Below are 14,891 nucleotides of genomic sequence, written 5' to 3' on the forward strand. Positions count from 1 at the left end.
CGAAGCGGAAAGACCCTGGATTGCTTCGCTGCGCTCGCAATGACGGAGTGTGTGGCGACAGCTCGCGCAATTCGGCACATTGGGCTGCGGGCCAGACGCCCGCGAGCGGCCAGTGGCCCCTCCACCGTCATTGCGAGGAGCTCTTGCGACGAAGCAATCCAGACTGCTTCCACGGAAAGATTCTGGATTGCTTCGCTGCGCTCGCAATGACGGAGTGTGTGGCGCGGACGTCGCGCTCCAACGATACTCCTACTCCGCCAGCGCCTGCATCTCCTTGTAGAGATCGGACTTGCCTTCGAAGCCGATGCCTGCAAGCTCGGGCATGGTGATGTGGCCGTTCTCGACGCGGACGCCGTCGGGGAAGCCGCCATAGGGCTGGAACAGGTCGGGATAGCTTTCGTTGCCGCCTAAGCCGAGGCCGGCGGCGATGTTGAGCGACATCTGGTGGCCGCCGTGCGGGATGCAGCGGCTCGGCGACCAGCCGTGGGTCTTCAGCACCTCCAGCGTGCGCTGGTATTCGCACAGGCCATAGGACAAGGCGCAATCGAATTGCAGCCAGTCGCGGTCGGGGCGCATGCCGCCGTAGCGGATCAGGTTGCGGGCGTCCTGATGGCTGAACAGGTTCTCGCCCGTCGCCATCGGGCCCGGATAGAATTCGGCGAGCGCGGCCTGCAGCGCGTAGTCGAGAGGATCGCCGGCTTCCTCGTACCAGAACAAGGGATAGTCACGCAGCATCTTGGCGTAGGCGATGGCGGTCTCCAGGTTGAAGCGGCCGTTAGCATCGACGGCGAGCTGCGCGTCCTTGCCGATTTCCTTCAGCACTGCCTCGATGCGCCTGCGGTCCTCGTCGATATCAGCGCCGCCGATCTTCATCTTGACGACATTGTAGCCACGATCGAGATAGCCGCGCATCTCGGCCCGCAGCATCGAGAGATCCTTGCCGGGATAATAGTAGCCGCCCGCGGCGTAGACGAAGACGCGCGGATTGGCTTTGACGCCGTGACGCTCGGCGAGTAAGCGGAACAGCGGCTTGCCGGCGATCTTCGCCACCGCGTCCCACACCGCCATGTCGATGGTGCCGACCGCGACCGAGCGCTCGCCGTGGCCGCCCGGCTTCTCGTTGGTCATCATCGCGGCCCAGACCTTGTCGGGGTCGAGATTGTCGCCGGCTGCGTCGAGCAGCGACTTCGGATCAGCTTCCGTGATGCGCGCGGCGAAGCGCTCGCGGATCAGGCCGCCCTGCCCGTAACGGCCGTTGGAGTTGAAGCCGTAGCCGACGACGCGCTTGCCGTCGCGGACCACGTCGGTCACGACGGCGACGAGGCTGGTCGTCATCTTCGTGAAGTCGATATAGGCGTTGCGGATCGGCGAAGAGATCGGCTTTTTAATTTCGCGGACGTCGACGATGCGGACGGACATGGGGTGGGCCTTCAGTGGTTATTATCGTCATTGCGAGGAGCGAAGCGACGAAGCAATCCAGACTGCCTCGGCGGAAAGATCCTGGATTGCTTCGCTGCGCTCGCAATGACGAGGAGAGAGTGCGCGCTCCTCGCAATGACGAGGAGCGAACGGCGCGCGCTCAGGTCAAGCCTATTTCTTATCCCTGAAATACGGCTCCACCGGACCGTGCACCTTGATGGTCAGCGGGTTGCCGTGGCGGTCCTTGGCGTTCCCTGCGGTGACGCGGACCCAGCCTTCGCTGATGCAGTACTCCTCGACATTGGTCTTCTCGATGCCCTTGAAGCGGATGCCGACGTCGCGCGACAGGATCTCCGCGTTGTAATAGGGGCTGTTCGGGTCGACCGACAGGCGGTCCGGAAATTCGTCGCTCATGATTGTCTCGCTCACAACAATGTTTCGATTTGATTGCGCAATCCTTCGGGCCGGGCGGTCGGCGCGTAGCGCGCGACCACGCGGCCCTCACGGTTCACCAGGAATTTGGTGAAATTCCATTTGATGGCGGCGCCGAGAAGCCCGGATTGCTGGCGTTTCAGGTACTCGTACAGAGGATGCGCCTTCGGCCCGTTGACGTCGATCTTCTCGAACAGGGGAAAGGTGACGTCGTAATGGGTCGAGCAGAATTCCTGGATCTCGCTCGCCTGCCCCGGTTCCTGCGTGCCGAACTGGTTGCAGGGAAAGCCGAGCACCGAGAAGCCGCGCGGAGAGAGGTCGCGATGGAGATCCTCGAGGCCGCGATATTGCGGCGTGAAACCGCATTTGCTCGCGGTGTTGACGATCAAGAGCACCTGCCCCTCGAAACGCCGCAGGGCGACCTCCTCGCCGGCCAGCGAGTTGGCCTTGAAGTCGTAGATGGCGGTCATCGCTAGCCCACGGGATCGATCGGCGATGGCGGCACGCCGCCGGCCTCGATCGCTTCGCCCGCGAGCAGGCACAGATCCTCGCGATAGCGGCCAGAGACGATGTGCACGCCGACCGGCGCCCTGCCGACGAGACCTGTGGAGACCACGAGGCCCGGCAATCCCATGAAGGGAATCGCGATCTGCGGCAGCTGCGCTTCCCAGACCCGCTTGAAGGAATCCTCGTCCTTGCGATCGAGATGGTCGTGGAACGGCAATTCGCCGGAGACCGGCGTCAGCAGCACGGCGTATTTTTCGAAGAACAGCATCCAGTCGCGGGTCAGCGTGGCTCGCCGGGTCAGCGCCTTGGCGTAATTGGCCTGATCCATCGGCGTGACCCTGGCGCGGTTGCCGCGCAGGCAGGCCAGTGCGCCGGGATCGCCCTCGCGCTCGGCCATCTCCAGCTGCGCCTCATAGCCGTCACCGAGCCAGAGCTTGATCTGCCATTCCACCGCTTCGCGCATCGGCGGCGTGTCCTCGATCACATCGACGGTCCAGCCGGCGCGCTCCAGCCGCTTGCCGGCATCGCTCACCGCGGCCTTCACCTCCGGTGCGGTGGCAAGGCCACCCGGATTGAGGCACAGCGCAGCGCGCTTGTCCCGTGCGGGTCCTTGCAGCGGCACCGGCGCGAACCAGGGATCGCGGATGTCGCGGGCCGACATCGCTTCAAGCGAGATGCGCAAATCGTTGACCGTGCGCGCCAGCGGGCCCGAGACCGCCATGATCTGCGGACCGATCGGGCGCTCCGGCAGCGCCGGGTTGAAGGCGGGAATGCGTCCGAGCGTCGGGCGCAGACCGTGCACGCCGCAGGCATAGGCGGGATAACGGATCGAGCCGGCGATGTCGGTGCCGTGCGCGATGTGGCCGATGCCGGCCGCGACCGCCGAGCCGGCGCCGCCGGACGAGCCGCCCGGCGTCAGCGAAGCGTCGCGGGGGTTCTTGGTGTCGCCGTGGATGAGATTGGTGGTGAACCAGCGGTAGGAGAAGGCCGGGCAATTGGTGCGGCCGAGCAGGATGGCGCCCGATTTCCGGAAATTGGCGACCACCGGATTGTCCTCGCGCGCGATCAGGTCGCGCTGCAGCTTGAGGCCGTTGGTGGTGGCAAAGCCTTCCTGGTCGACATTGGCCTTGATGGTGACGGGCACGCCCGCGAGGACGCCGGGGTCCTCGCCCCGGCTAATTGCGGCATCGACGGCATCGGCCTGCTTGAGCACGTCATCCGGCCGGTGGTCGATCACCGCGTTGAGCTGGGGATTGACGGCATCGAGCCGCGCGAGACCGGCCTTGGCGGCCTCCCTGGCGGAGACTTTTTTGGACCTGACGAGGGTGGCGAGGTCGGCGGCCGACAGGCGCCAGAGATCTTGCATGGCTTGCTCCGTTTGACCGGCGTCTTTTAGCGCCGGGAACGCGGCAAAGCCATGCGGATTTCGCGGGGGTGCCTCCGTCATTGCGAGCGCAGCGAAGCAATCCAGACTGCCGCCGCGGAGGCAGTCTGGATTGCTTCGTCGCAAGGGCTCCTCGCAATGACGTGGAGGGAGTGGTGGGCCTCTCTTGCCACCTCGCGGACTGGTCCGGCTAATGCCTCGTCGCGGACTGGTCCGGCATGTCGAGCAGCGCTTCGGTGAAGGGAAACTCCAGCACGATCTCGCCGTCGGCGTCGGTGACCTCGATGACGGCCTCCAGCAGCGCCGGCTGGGTTCCTTCCGACTTCACGACCTCGAGGATCATCTGGCGCGCGACCTCCCAGGCGCGATCGGGGTTGCGCAGGTCCTCGCCGTCAGGATCCACGATCAGTTCGTCTCCGATGCGGGTGTTGAAGAAATATCTGGGCATGCCTGATCCATTGGGGTCGTCTGTCGCCGATGAGAAGCCGGTCCATACTCACAACTGGTTTATCCCGACAGGGATCACGACCTATCGGCAATTTTGCGTATCTGATCCGCTCATCTTGCGGCCGCAATACGCCATCTTTGCAGTGCAACAATTCCCGCAGCCTACTACCTAGGTCGGGAAAATTTCACTGGCGAACTTTGCCGTCCGCACTAATTTGTCCAATGGGCGGATACGTCCGAATTCGCGAAAATGGAGAGCCAAATGGCCTGGAAAGCCCCTAAGATCGTCGAAGTGCCCTGCGGCATGGAAATCAATATGTATGTGAGCGCCACCCGCAAGTAAGCGGCTGGTGGAAACGCGTTCTGCGCAGGTGGTTCTTTCGGTCACGATACGTTTCCGGCAAGAGAAACCTTGTCCGAAACTGTCTCGGCCTGAGATCCACCTCGCCAATTCGCCTCCAGGAGACGGATCATGCTTCGCGTCGTCGTCCTGGGCGCCGGGGCCGGCGGCGGAGTTCCGCAGTGGAATTGCGGCTGCGAAGGCTGCCGCGCGGCTCGTGCGAAGGGACAAGAGCTGTTTCGAACCCAGGCTTCTGTCGCCTTCAGCGGCGACGGCGAGCACTGGTTCCTGATCAACGCCTCACCCGATCTTCGCCAGCAATTGAACGCCACGCCGCAGCTGCACCCAAAGGCGGGCGCGCTGCGCCACACGCCGATTGCGGGCGTGATCTTGACCAACAGCGAAGTCGATGCCGTGGCCGGCCTGCTGTCGATGCGCGAAGGCTCGCCCTTCACGATCTATGCGCACGAGAAGGTGCTGGCGATCCTCAGCTCCAACAGCATCTTCAACGTGCTGAACGAGAAGAACGTGCGGCGCCAGCCGATCGCGATCCGCGAGCCGTTCGAGCCGCGGCTGCCCGACGGCACGCGCTCGGGGCTCGAGGTGCTGCCCTTTGCCGTGCCGGGCAAGTCGGCCTGGTATCTCGAAGGCAAGGTGCATCCGGGCGGCGAGAGCGGCGACGGCGACACGCTGGGCCTGAAGATCACCGACAAGGCCACGGGCAAGTTCTTCTACTTCATCGCGGCCTGCGCCGAGGTGACCGACGCGCTCAAGGCCGAGATCGACGGCGCTTCACTGGTGTTCTTCGACGGCACCGTCTGGCGCGACGACGAGATGATCAGGGCCGGCCTCGGCCACAAGACCGGCAAGAGCATGGGCCATGTCGCCATGTCCGGCGAGGACGGCGCCATCGCCCGGCTGGCCGATCTCAATATCGACAGGAAGCTGTTTCTGCATATCAATAACTCGAATCCGGCGCTGCTGCCCGGCTCGCCCGAGCGCAAGCTCACTGAGGAGGCGGGCTGGCAGATACCGGCGGATGGAACGGAGATCGTGCTGTGAACGCCGAATCACTGACTGGAATGACCGCGCTCTCGATCGGCAAGGACTTGAGGCTCAACTCGGCCGAGGAGCTCGAGGCGGCGCTGCGCCACATCGGCGCCACGCGCTATCACAGCCTGCATCCGTTCCATAAGCTGCTGCATGGCGGCAAGCTGAACAAGGGCCAGGTGCAGGCCTGGGCGCTCAACCGCTACTATTACCAGAGCACGATCCCGATCAAGGACGCGGTGGTGATCTCCCGCTTCCGCGACCGCGCTACCCGCCTGGAATGGCGCCATCGCATCGAGGACCATGACGGCGATGTCGGCAGCGAGGGCGGCATCGAGCGCTGGATCAAGCTGACCGAGGGCCTCGGGCTCGACACCGCTTACGTCGAATCCACCGAAGGCATCTTGCCGGCGACGCGCTTCGCGGTGGAAGCCTATGTGCACTTCTGCCGCGAAAAAAGCCCGCTGGAGGCGATCGCCTCCTCGCTCACCGAGTTGTTCGCGCCGAACCTGCATGAAGAACGCATCTCGGGCATGCTGGAGCACTACGACTTCGTCAACCCCGATATCATGAGCTACTTCAAGCGCCGCCTGACCCAGGCGACGCGCGACGCCAATTTCGCGCTCGATTATGTCAAGAGGCACGCCACGACGCCGGAGCAGCGCGCGCAGGTCTGCAACGCGCTGATCTTCAAGACCAACGTGCTGTGGGTGCAGCTGGATGCGCTCCAGCATGCCTATGTCGAAGGCCACATTCCGCCGGGCGCGTTCGTGCCCAAAGCGAGCTGAGGATTAAAGCAATGGCCGGGCCGCGGAACATCAGCGTCAGCGAGGCGAGCCGCCCCGTGCTGCCGCGGCATGCCAAGCTCAGATATGACGAGACCCGCAAGGTCTGGGTGATCCTGGCGCCGGAGCGCGTGCTGGCGCCGGACGAGATTGCGGTCGAGGTCTTGCAACTCTGCAACGGCGAGCGCAATGTCGGCGACGTCGCCGATCAGCTCGCCGCAAAGTACGCAGCGCCGCGCGAGGCGATCCTGGCCGACGTCATCGCCATGCTGCAGGATCTCGCCGACAAGGGCTTTCTCACCGAGATCAGGGAGAAGACGTCATGAGCGACGTGACCATCCCGCCCAGCGACAGCCTCGCGGTGCTTGAGAAGCAGCGCTCGACGGCGGAGACGTTCGGCATTCCGCTCGCCGTGCTGCTCGAGATCACCCATCGCTGCCCGCTGCAATGTCCCTATTGCTCCAACCCGGTCGAGCTCGACCGCTCCGGCAAGGAGCTGACGACCGAGGAATGGAAGAAGGTCTTGAGCGAGCTCGCCGAGATCGGCGTGCTCCAGGTGCATTTCTCCGGTGGCGAGCCGACGGCACGGAAAGATCTCGTCGAGCTGGTCAAGCATGCCAGCGACGCCGGGCTCTATACCAATCTCATCACCTCGGCCGTGCTGCTGACGCGCGAGAGGCTCAGCGATCTCGCAGATGCCGGGCTCTGCCATGTGCAGATCTCGTTCCAGGGCATCGAGGACGGCCTCGCAGATCGCGTTGCCGGCTACAAAGGCGGCCACCGCAAGAAGCTCGAAGTCGCGAAATGGACGCGCGAGCTCGACCTGCCGCTCACCGTGAACGCGGTGATGCACCGGCAGAACCTGCACCAGCTGCCCGACATCATCCAGATGGCGCTCGATCTCGACGCCGACCGGCTCGAGGTCGCCAATGTGCAATATTACGGCTGGGCGCTGAAGAACCGCGCCGCGCTGATGCCAACCGTGGCGCAGCTCGATGAGTGTACCCGCCTCGTTGAGGAGGCGCGCGAGCGGCTGAAGGGCCGACTGACCATCGACTACGTGGTGCCGGATTATTACGCGCTGCGGCCGAAGAAATGCATGGGCGGCTGGGGCCGGCAGTTCTTCAACATCTCGCCCGCCGGCAAGGTGCTGCCCTGCCATGCCGCCGAGAGCATCACCGGGCTCGATTTCGAATCGGTGCGCTCCAACCATTCGATCGCCTGGATCTGGCAGAACTCGGAGGCCTTCAACCGCTATCGCGGCACCGGCTGGATGAAGGAGCCGTGCAAGAGTTGCGAGTTCCGCGAGATCGATTTCGGCGGCTGCCGCTGCCAGGCCTTCGCGCTGACCGGGGACGCCGCCAACACCGACCCGGCCTGCGCGCTGTCGCCGCTGCACGAGACCATCTTCAAGCAGGCGGAAGCCGAGGCCGCAGGCGACACCAGCCGCTTCCTCTATCGCAACTTCGCCGGCGGCACCCTGGAATCCGAGAATGACGCCTGACGCCGACGCGGGCACAGCGGCCAAACGCACTGATCCCTTTGCGCCGCTGACCTCCGATATGCTCGACGTCGGCGACGGCCATGAGCTCTATGTCGAGAGCGTCGGCCGCAGCGACGGCATCCCCGCGGTCTACCTGCATGGCGGGCCCGGCAGCGGCTGCCAGCCCGACCATCGCCGGCTGTTCGATCCCGACCGCTTCTGCGCCGTGCTGTTCGACCAGCGCGGCTGCGGCCGCAGCCGGCCCAAGGGATCACGCGAGCACAACACCACACAGCATCTGATCGCGGACATGGAAACGATCCGCGAAAAGTTTGGCTTCGAACGCTGGATGGTGGTCGGCGGTTCCTGGGGCGCGACGCTGGCGCTGGCGTATGCAGAGGCGCATCCCGAGCACGTCTCCGGCATAGCGCTGCGCGCGACGTTTCTCGGCACGCGGGCCGAGGTCGAGACGGCCTTCACCTCGCGCCTGTCGCAATTCCATCCGGCGCTGTACGAGGATTTCCTCAGCGTGCTGCCGCCAGAGGAGCGCGACCGGCCGGTGGATGCCTATTGGCGCCGCATCCTCGATAGCGACCCTGCCGTGCATGGCCCGGCGGCGAAGGCCTGGCACGACACCGAGCGCGTCTTGTCCGAGCACAAGCCGGCACGGACGCGGCTCGACCTCGCCGGGCTGAACGTCTGGCGCACATTGCCGGCGACGCCGTTCATGGAAGCGCATTATTTCATCAACGACAGCTTCATGAACGAGGACCAGCTGCTGCGGAACGCGGGCCGGCTCGACGGCATTCCCGGCATGATCGTGCAGGGGCGCTATGATCTGTTGTGTGCTCCCGCGACAGCGCAGGCCCTTGCGAAAGTATGGCCCGGTTCCGAGCTTCGCATCGTGGAAGAAGCCGGGCATTCGCTCTATGATGGCGGCGTGAGGGACGCCGTCATGAAGTCGATCGCGGACCTTGCGTCGAAGATCGGGCGATGAGAGGACAAGAAGAATGCCGCTCGCCGGAAAGGGCATGCTGCTGACGTCGATGAATATCGACGCTTCGGACGAAGCCGATTTCAACCGCTGGTACGATCGCGAGCATCTGGAAGAGCGTGTCGCAATCGACGGATTTCTCGAAGCGCGGCGCTATGTCGCGCATGCCGCCAACCCCAAATATCTCTCGCTGTACTCGACCGCGACGCTCGACGTGCTCGACAGCCCCGCCTATCGGGCGCGACTCGCCAACCAGACGGATTGGTCGCGGCAGACCATGGCGCGCTTCAAGGACATGCTGCGCGTCGTCGCGCGCATCACCGTCAGCAAGGGCACCGGACGCGGCACTGCGCTCGGCACGGTGCGGCTGCGGCCGACGCCTGATAATGCCGCGTCCTGGCGTGATGCACTGCAAGAGAAGCTCGTGCCGGACAAATGCGACGGCATCATCTCGATGCACCTGCTCGAAAGCGAGCCGGAATTGTCGGGCGCAACGGCGGGAATTCCGGCGGTGCGCAACGAGGGCGCGCGCGACTGGTTCGTGCTGATCGACGGCACGCATGTCAATGCGGTCTCCGCCGTCATCGCCGAGCGCTTCACCGGCCCGGCTGCGGCGCCCTTCCCGCTCCCCATCTCCGTCGGCACCTACTGCCTGATGTGGGACCTCGCCAAGAGCGATGTCGCGCGCGGCTGAACGGCATCCGCATCGCAGCATATTGCACCGCACGCATCTCGTGCGCCGCGCGTTAATGCCGTGCACGCGTAGCTCCCATGAAAGCGGTGACGCGCGCAAATTTGCCGTTGTACTTCGGAACGGTTCTAATAAGCTAACCCAATGACGTCATTCAGAAACCAGATCGAAGCGCGTTAAGCGCTCGCCAAGCTCAAACAAAAAAGGCCGCGGGGTCTTCGGGCCTGCGCGGACAGGGTAGGAATGAAACCGACCGACATCGCGGCCCCCGACTACTTTCACAAGGTGGTCGATTGCCAATGGGCCTGTCCTGCGCACACCCCGGTTCCCGAATACATCCGATTGATCGCCCAAGGCCGCTACAGCGATGCCTACATGATCAATTGGAAATCGAACGTATTTCCCGGCATTCTGGGACGCACCTGCGATCGTCCCTGCGAGCCGGCGTGCCGGCGCGGACGCGTGGAGGAAAATCCTGTCGCGATCTGCCGCCTCAAGCGCGTTGCCGCCGATTTCAAGGACGACATCAGGCAGCGGTTGCCGAAGCCCGGCCCGAAGAACGGCAAGCGCGTCGCGCTGGTCGGCGGCGGTCCCGCTTCGCTGACGGTGGCGCGCGATCTCGCGCCGCTCGGCTATCACTGCACCGTGTTCGACGCCGACCCGGAAGCCGGCGGCATGATGCGCACGCAGATCCCGAAATTCCGCCTGCCCAATTCGGTGATCGACGAGGAGACCGGCTACATCCTGGGTCTCGGCGTCGAGTTCAAAGGCGGCCACCGCATCGACAGCATGAAGGCGCTGCTTGCCGAGAAATACGACGCCATCTTCGTCGGCTCCGGCGCGCCGCGCGGCCGCGAGCTCGAGCTTCCCGGCCGGAAAGAGGCCGCCGCCAACATCCATATCGGCATCGAATGGCTGGCCAACGTGTCGTTCGGCCATGTCGACAAGATAGGCAAGCGCGTCATCGTGCTCGGCGGCGGCAACACCGCGATGGATTGCTGCCGCACCGCGCGCCGGCTCGGCGGCGAGAAAGTCACGGTGGTCGTGCGTTCCGGCTTCGACGAGATGAAGGCCTCGCCCTGGGAGAAGGAAGACGCGATCCACGAGGATATCCCGATCCTCAACTACATGGTCCCGGTGGCCTTCAAGCATGTCGCCGGCAAGCTGATCGGCGTCACCTTCCAGCACGTCAAAGCCGAATACGACGCTAAAGGCCGCCGCAACCTCGTGCCTTCGGGCGATCCCGATCAGACCATTCCCTGCGACGACGTGCTGGTCGCGGTCGGTCAGGAGAACGCCTTCCCCTGGATCGAGCAGGATTGCGGCATCGAGTTCGACAAATGGCACATGCCGAAGGTCGATCCGAAGACCTTCGCCTCGACCAATCCGAAAGTGTTCTTCGGCGGCGATGCCGCGTTCGGCCCGAAGAACATCATCTGGGCGGTCGCGCACGGCCATGACGCCGCGCTGTCGATCCACAAGATGCTCTCGGGCGAAGCGGTCGACGAACGGCCGCTGCCGGAGGTGCAGATCTCCTCGCAGAAGATGGGCATCCACGAATGGAGCTATGACAACGACATCTCGCCCGACAAGCGCTATAAGGTACCGCATCGCGACAAGGTCATTGCGCTCAAGGACATCCGCGCCGAGGTCGAGCTCGGCTATGATGTCAAGCTGGCGCTCGGCGAAGCGCATCGCTGCCTGAACTGCGACGTGCAGACCGTGTTCTCGACCTCGCTCTGCATCGAGTGCGACGCCTGCGCCGACATCTGCCCGATGGATTGCATCACCTTCACCGCCAACGGCGAGGAAAGCGATCTGCGCCAGCGCCTGAAGGCGCCCTCCGCGCATCCGGACCAGGACCTCTACGTCTCCTCGGACCTGAAGACCGGGCGGGTGATGGTGAAGGACGAGGATGTCTGCCTGCATTGCGGGCTGTGCGCCGAGCGCTGTCCCACCGGCGCCTGGGACATGCAGAAATATTTCATCGAGATGACCCACGCAGGTTCGACATGTCCGACAAAAAGCCGATCAGCAGCGTAAACGACTTCGTCGTCCGCTTCGCCAACGTCAACGGCTCGGGCTCGGCCAGCGCCAACGAGATGTTCGCGCGCGCGATCCTGCGCCACGGCGTGCCTGTCAGCCCACGCAACATCTTCCCCTCCAACATCCAGGGCCTGCCGACCTGGTACGAGGTGCGCGTGACGGAAGCCGGCCATCTCGGCGCACGCGGCGGCGTCGACATGATGGTGGCGATGAATCCGCAGACCTGGGACAAGGACGTCGCCGGCATCGAGCCCGGCGGCTACCTGTTCTACGATTCCACCAAGCCGATGCCGTCGACCAAATTCCGCGACGACATCACAGTGATCGGCGTGCCGCTGACTGCGATCACCAACTCGACCTATACCGATCCGCGTCAGCGACAGCTGTTCAAGAACATCATCTATTTGGGCGCGCTCAGCGCGTTGCTCGACATGGACCCCAAGCTGATCGAGCAGCTGATCGGCGAGCAGTACAAAGGCAAGGAGAAGCTGCTCTCCTCCAACGTCCATGCGCTGCATCTCGGCCGCGACTGGGCGCTGCAGAACCTGAAATGTCCGATTGGGCTGCGCGTGAAGAAGTCCGACAAGGTCGGCGACCGCATCTTCATCGAGGGCAACAGCGCCGCCGCGCTCGGCGCGGTCTATGGTGGCGCCACCGTGTGTGCCTGGTATCCGATCACGCCGTCCTCGTCGGTGGCCGAGGCTTTCACCGCCCATTGCAAGAAGTACCGGCACGATCCTGAAACGGGCAGGGCGAAATACGCGATCGTGCAGGGCGAGGACGAGCTCGCGTCGATCGGCATCGTGATCGGCGCGTCCTGGAACGGCGCCCGCGCCTTCACGGCGACCTCCGGCCCCGGCATCTCGCTGATGACGGAGTTCATCGGCCTCTCGTACTTCGCAGAGATCCCGGCCGTGATCATGAACATCCAGCGCGCCGGCCCCTCCACGGGCATGCCGACCCGCACCCAGCAATGCGACATCATCGCCTGCGCCTATGCCTCGCACGGCGACACCAAGCATGTGCTGCTGTTCCCCGAGGACCCGGCCGAGGCCTTCGAGTTCGCGGCGGCCGCCTTCGATCTCGCCGAGCGGCTGCAGACCACGATCTTCCTGATGCTCGATCTCGACATCGGCATGAATCACCGGCTCTGCCGTCCACTGAAGTGGGACGATGCCAGGCAATATGACCGCGGCAAGGTGATGACGGCGGCGATGCTGGAGGAAGGCCGCGACTTCGGCCGCTATCTCGACGTCGACGGCGACGGCATTCCCTACCGCACCTATCCCGGCACGCATCCGACCAAGGGCTCCTACTTCACCCGCGGCACGTCGCGGGACCGCTATGCGCGCTACTCCGAGGAAGGCACGGTCTACGCCGACAACATGCAGCGCCTGATGCGCAAGTTCGAGACCGCGCAGGACCTCGTGCCGCGTCCGCTGCAGGCCAATGCGGAACGGCCGACCAAATATGGCGTGATCTATTTCGGCTCAACCTCGCCGGCGATGGACGAGGCGATCGGCTTGCTGGAAGCGCGCGGGCATCAGCTCGACCGCCTGCGCATCCGCGCCTTCCCGTTCCATTCCAGCGTGGCCAGCTTCCTCGCCGAGCACGATTTCGTATACGTCGTCGAGCAGAACCGCGACAGCCAGCTGCGCCAGCTCATCGTCAACGAGAACGGCATCGATCCCGTCCGGCTGGTGCCGATCGTGCATTACGACGGCACGCCGATCACCGCCCGCTTCATCGCCAAAGCCATTGGCGACCACCAGGACCACCTCAAGGTGACCCCGCTCCGCAAGGCCGTGTCATGACCTACATCGCAAAGCCCAAATTCCATCATCCAGGCCTGAAGAAGAACGCGCTCGGCTACACGCATCGGGACTACGAGGGCAAGATCTCGACGCTGTGCGCGGGCTGCGGCCACGATTCGATCACGGCCTCGATCATCGAAGCCTGCTACGAGCTCTCGATCGAGCCGCATCGGGTGGCGAAGATCTCCGGCATCGGCTGCTCGTCGAAGACGCCGGACTATTTCCTCGGCAATTCGCACGGCTTCAATTCCGTGCACGGCCGCATGCCATCCGTGCTGACAGGCGCCAACCTCGCCAACCGCGAGCTGATCTATCTCGGCGTCTCCGGCGATGGCGATTCCGCCTCGATCGGTTTCGGGCAGTTCGCGCATTCGATCCGGCGCGGCGTCAACATGACCTATATCGTCGAGAACAACGGCGTTTACGGCCTGACCAAGGGCCAGTTCTCGGCGACCGCCGATCGCGGCTCGAAGAGCAAGAAGGGCGTCACCAACACCGACAACGCCATCGACCTCGTCGCCATCGCGCTGCAGTTAGGGGCCACCTTCGTGGCGCGCTCGTTCTCCGGCGACAAGAGCCAGCTGGTGCCGCTGATCGCCGCCGCGATCGGCCACAAGGGCGCGTCCTTCATCGACGTGATCAGCCCCTGCATCGCCTTCAACAACCATGCCGGCTCGACCAAGAGCTTCGACTATGTCCGCGAGCACAATGACGCCGTGAACCGGCTGGATGTGCTGGTCGGCCGCGACCCGATTGCGGTGGACTACGCGCCCGGCACGGTGCAGGTGGTCGAGCAGCACGACGGCAGCAAGATCGCGCTGCGCAAGATCGATGCCGATTACGATCCGCACGACCGCCTGGGCGCCCAGACCTTCCTCGCAAGGCACGCCGCCAAGGGCCAGATCGTCACCGGTCTTCTGTACGTCGACCCCGACGCGGAGGACCTGCACGAGCATCTCAACACGGTCGAGACGCCGCTCAACGCGCTGGAGGCTGACACGCTCTGCCCGGGCTCGGCGGTGCTGGACAAGATCAACGCCAGCCTGCGGTGATCATCTTCGCGCTGATGCCGCCGGCCTGACGCGTATCGTGATCTTCTCCGACACGACGGGTGGTTCGAAGGGATAGTGCTTGGCGTCGCCAAGCACCAGTTGCAGCGTGTGCGTGCCCGGCGGAAGCTCGAGAAACGTTTCGGTTTGTCCCGCTCCGAAATGCAGATGGGACTTGTCCTGCGGAATCGGCTCCTTGGCATCGATGGGGTCTTTCACATCGATCAACAGATGATGGTGGCCGGCATTGTGGTAGTCGTCGCCGGCATGCGTCACGCCCATGTTGCGCAGGCCGAAACGGACCCAAAACCCACCACGGATCTTCTGGCCGTCATACGGCGAGATGAAATAAAGCTTGGCGTCCTTTGGCGCAGTTTTACCTTGCGGATAGGCCGCGCCGGGGAGCAATGCGATGGCGGCCGCCAGCGCGATACAGGAAACGATCTTCAT

16 protein-coding genes are annotated in these 14,891 nt (G+C 64.3%); 10 read left to right on the plus strand and 6 right to left on the minus strand.

Going from position 1 to position 14,891, the window contains the following annotated elements:
- Window positions 1-249 precede the first annotated feature (249 nt).
- From tarD to XF30_RS30765, 5 genes are all read right to left on the minus strand, one after another.
- A complete protein-coding gene (tarD, locus tag XF30_RS30745; RefSeq protein WP_109144744.1) occupies window positions 250-1,419 on the minus strand; it encodes a D(-)-tartrate dehydratase in 1,170 nt (389 codons plus the stop codon).
- 171 nt (window positions 1,420-1,590) lie between these two features.
- Window positions 1,591-1,833 carry a DUF3297 family protein gene (locus tag XF30_RS30750; RefSeq protein WP_036007363.1) on the minus strand — a complete coding sequence of 81 codons (243 nt, stop codon included), beginning with the start codon at window positions 1,831-1,833 and terminating at the stop codon, window positions 1,591-1,593.
- 11 nt (window positions 1,834-1,844) lie between these two features.
- A complete protein-coding gene (locus XF30_RS30755; RefSeq protein ID WP_036027254.1) occupies window positions 1,845-2,321 on the minus strand; it encodes a glutathione peroxidase in 477 nt (158 codons plus the stop codon).
- A 2-nt stretch (window positions 2,322-2,323) separates the two neighbouring features.
- Complete coding sequence (locus XF30_RS30760; RefSeq protein ID WP_109145914.1) at window positions 2,324-3,724, minus strand: amidase family protein; 1,401 nt, start codon at window positions 3,722-3,724, stop codon at window positions 2,324-2,326.
- Window positions 3,725-3,932: 208 nt separating this feature from the next.
- Window positions 3,933-4,190, minus strand: a complete 258-nt coding sequence (locus XF30_RS30765; RefSeq protein ID WP_036007354.1) for a DUF6894 family protein — start codon at window positions 4,188-4,190, stop codon at window positions 3,933-3,935.
- A gap of 261 nt (window positions 4,191-4,451) precedes the next feature.
- Between XF30_RS30765 and pqqA the strand changes: the two genes are divergently transcribed.
- From pqqA to XF30_RS30815, 10 genes are all read left to right on the plus strand, one after another.
- Window positions 4,452-4,532 (plus strand): pyrroloquinoline quinone precursor peptide PqqA, encoded by an 81-nt coding sequence (gene pqqA / locus XF30_RS30770; protein WP_007595659.1) that lies wholly within the window; start codon window positions 4,452-4,454, stop codon window positions 4,530-4,532.
- A 129-nt stretch (window positions 4,533-4,661) separates the two neighbouring features.
- Window positions 4,662-5,591 carry a pyrroloquinoline quinone biosynthesis protein PqqB gene (gene pqqB, locus XF30_RS30775; RefSeq protein ID WP_109144745.1) on the plus strand — a complete coding sequence of 310 codons (930 nt, stop codon included), beginning with the start codon at window positions 4,662-4,664 and terminating at the stop codon, window positions 5,589-5,591.
- Between the two features lie 20 nt (window positions 5,592-5,611).
- Window positions 5,612-6,367, plus strand: a complete 756-nt coding sequence (gene pqqC, locus XF30_RS30780) for a pyrroloquinoline-quinone synthase PqqC (protein WP_502696170.1) — start codon at window positions 5,612-5,614, stop codon at window positions 6,365-6,367.
- A gap of 11 nt (window positions 6,368-6,378) precedes the next feature.
- On the plus strand, window positions 6,379-6,690 hold the full coding sequence (pqqD, locus tag XF30_RS30785; RefSeq protein ID WP_025034414.1) for a pyrroloquinoline quinone biosynthesis peptide chaperone PqqD: 312 nt from the start codon (window positions 6,379-6,381) through the stop codon (window positions 6,688-6,690).
- Window positions 6,687-7,868 carry a pyrroloquinoline quinone biosynthesis protein PqqE gene (pqqE, locus tag XF30_RS30790; protein WP_109144747.1) on the plus strand — a complete coding sequence of 394 codons (1,182 nt, stop codon included), beginning with the start codon at window positions 6,687-6,689 and terminating at the stop codon, window positions 7,866-7,868. The genes pqqD and pqqE overlap by 4 nt, the downstream gene beginning before the upstream one ends.
- Entirely contained in the window at window positions 7,858-8,844 is a 987-nt protein-coding gene (gene pip, locus XF30_RS30795) for a prolyl aminopeptidase (RefSeq protein WP_109144748.1), read from the plus strand. Before pqqE ends, pip begins: the two co-directional genes overlap by 11 nt.
- A gap of 13 nt (window positions 8,845-8,857) precedes the next feature.
- The gene (locus XF30_RS30800) at window positions 8,858-9,535 is read left to right on the plus strand and encodes a DUF4286 family protein (RefSeq protein ID WP_109144749.1); all 678 of its coding nucleotides are present in this window, start codon (window positions 8,858-8,860) and stop codon (window positions 9,533-9,535) included.
- Window positions 9,536-9,775: 240 nt separating this feature from the next.
- Window positions 9,776-11,575, plus strand: a complete 1,800-nt coding sequence (locus tag XF30_RS30805; RefSeq protein ID WP_109144750.1) for an FAD-dependent oxidoreductase — start codon at window positions 9,776-9,778, stop codon at window positions 11,573-11,575.
- Window positions 11,545-13,392 (plus strand): 2-oxoacid:acceptor oxidoreductase subunit alpha, encoded by a 1,848-nt coding sequence (locus tag XF30_RS30810; RefSeq protein WP_192893297.1) that lies wholly within the window; start codon window positions 11,545-11,547, stop codon window positions 13,390-13,392. The genes XF30_RS30805 and XF30_RS30810 overlap by 31 nt, the downstream gene beginning before the upstream one ends.
- Window positions 13,389-14,444 (plus strand): 2-oxoacid:ferredoxin oxidoreductase subunit beta, encoded by a 1,056-nt coding sequence (locus XF30_RS30815; protein WP_036007309.1) that lies wholly within the window; start codon window positions 13,389-13,391, stop codon window positions 14,442-14,444. Before XF30_RS30810 ends, XF30_RS30815 begins: the two co-directional genes overlap by 4 nt.
- Here XF30_RS30815 and XF30_RS30820 read toward each other — a convergent pair whose 3' ends face one another.
- Window positions 14,445-14,891, minus strand: a complete 447-nt coding sequence (locus tag XF30_RS30820) for a DUF4399 domain-containing protein (RefSeq protein ID WP_036007306.1) — start codon at window positions 14,889-14,891, stop codon at window positions 14,445-14,447.

This window comes from Bradyrhizobium sp. SUTN9-2, assembly GCF_003122645.1.
Taxonomy (GTDB): domain Bacteria; phylum Pseudomonadota; class Alphaproteobacteria; order Rhizobiales; family Xanthobacteraceae; genus Bradyrhizobium; species Bradyrhizobium yuanmingense.

Bases quoted from the DNA above. Each gene is read 5' to 3' on its own strand.
- pip (WP_109144748.1), top strand. From the start codon at position 7,858: ATGACGCCTGACGCCGACGCGGGCACAGCGGCCAAACGCACTGATCCC.
- pqqA (WP_007595659.1), top strand. From the start codon at position 4,452: ATGGCCTGGAAAGCCCCTAAGATCGTCGAAGTGCCCTGCGGCATGGAA.
- XF30_RS30760 (WP_109145914.1), bottom strand. From the start codon at position 3,724: ATGCAAGATCTCTGGCGCCTGTCGGCCGCCGACCTCGCCACCCTCGTC.
- pqqC (WP_502696170.1), top strand. From the start codon at position 5,612: ATGACCGCGCTCTCGATCGGCAAGGACTTGAGGCTCAACTCGGCCGAG.
- XF30_RS30815 (WP_036007309.1), top strand. From the start codon at position 13,389: ATGACCTACATCGCAAAGCCCAAATTCCATCATCCAGGCCTGAAGAAG.
- XF30_RS30810 (WP_192893297.1), top strand. From the start codon at position 11,545: ATGTCCGACAAAAAGCCGATCAGCAGCGTAAACGACTTCGTCGTCCGC.
- tarD (WP_109144744.1), bottom strand. From the start codon at position 1,419: ATGTCCGTCCGCATCGTCGACGTCCGCGAAATTAAAAAGCCGATCTCT.
- XF30_RS30750 (WP_036007363.1), bottom strand. From the start codon at position 1,833: ATGAGCGACGAATTTCCGGACCGCCTGTCGGTCGACCCGAACAGCCCC.
- pqqB (WP_109144745.1), top strand. From the start codon at position 4,662: ATGCTTCGCGTCGTCGTCCTGGGCGCCGGGGCCGGCGGCGGAGTTCCG.
- XF30_RS30800 (WP_109144749.1), top strand. From the start codon at position 8,858: ATGCCGCTCGCCGGAAAGGGCATGCTGCTGACGTCGATGAATATCGAC.
- XF30_RS30805 (WP_109144750.1), top strand. From the start codon at position 9,776: ATGAAACCGACCGACATCGCGGCCCCCGACTACTTTCACAAGGTGGTC.
- pqqE (WP_109144747.1), top strand. From the start codon at position 6,687: ATGAGCGACGTGACCATCCCGCCCAGCGACAGCCTCGCGGTGCTTGAG.
- XF30_RS30820 (WP_036007306.1), bottom strand. From the start codon at position 14,891: ATGAAGATCGTTTCCTGTATCGCGCTGGCGGCCGCCATCGCATTGCTC.
- XF30_RS30765 (WP_036007354.1), bottom strand. From the start codon at position 4,190: ATGCCCAGATATTTCTTCAACACCCGCATCGGAGACGAACTGATCGTG.
- pqqD (WP_025034414.1), top strand. From the start codon at position 6,379: ATGGCCGGGCCGCGGAACATCAGCGTCAGCGAGGCGAGCCGCCCCGTG.
- XF30_RS30755 (WP_036027254.1), bottom strand. From the start codon at position 2,321: ATGACCGCCATCTACGACTTCAAGGCCAACTCGCTGGCCGGCGAGGAG.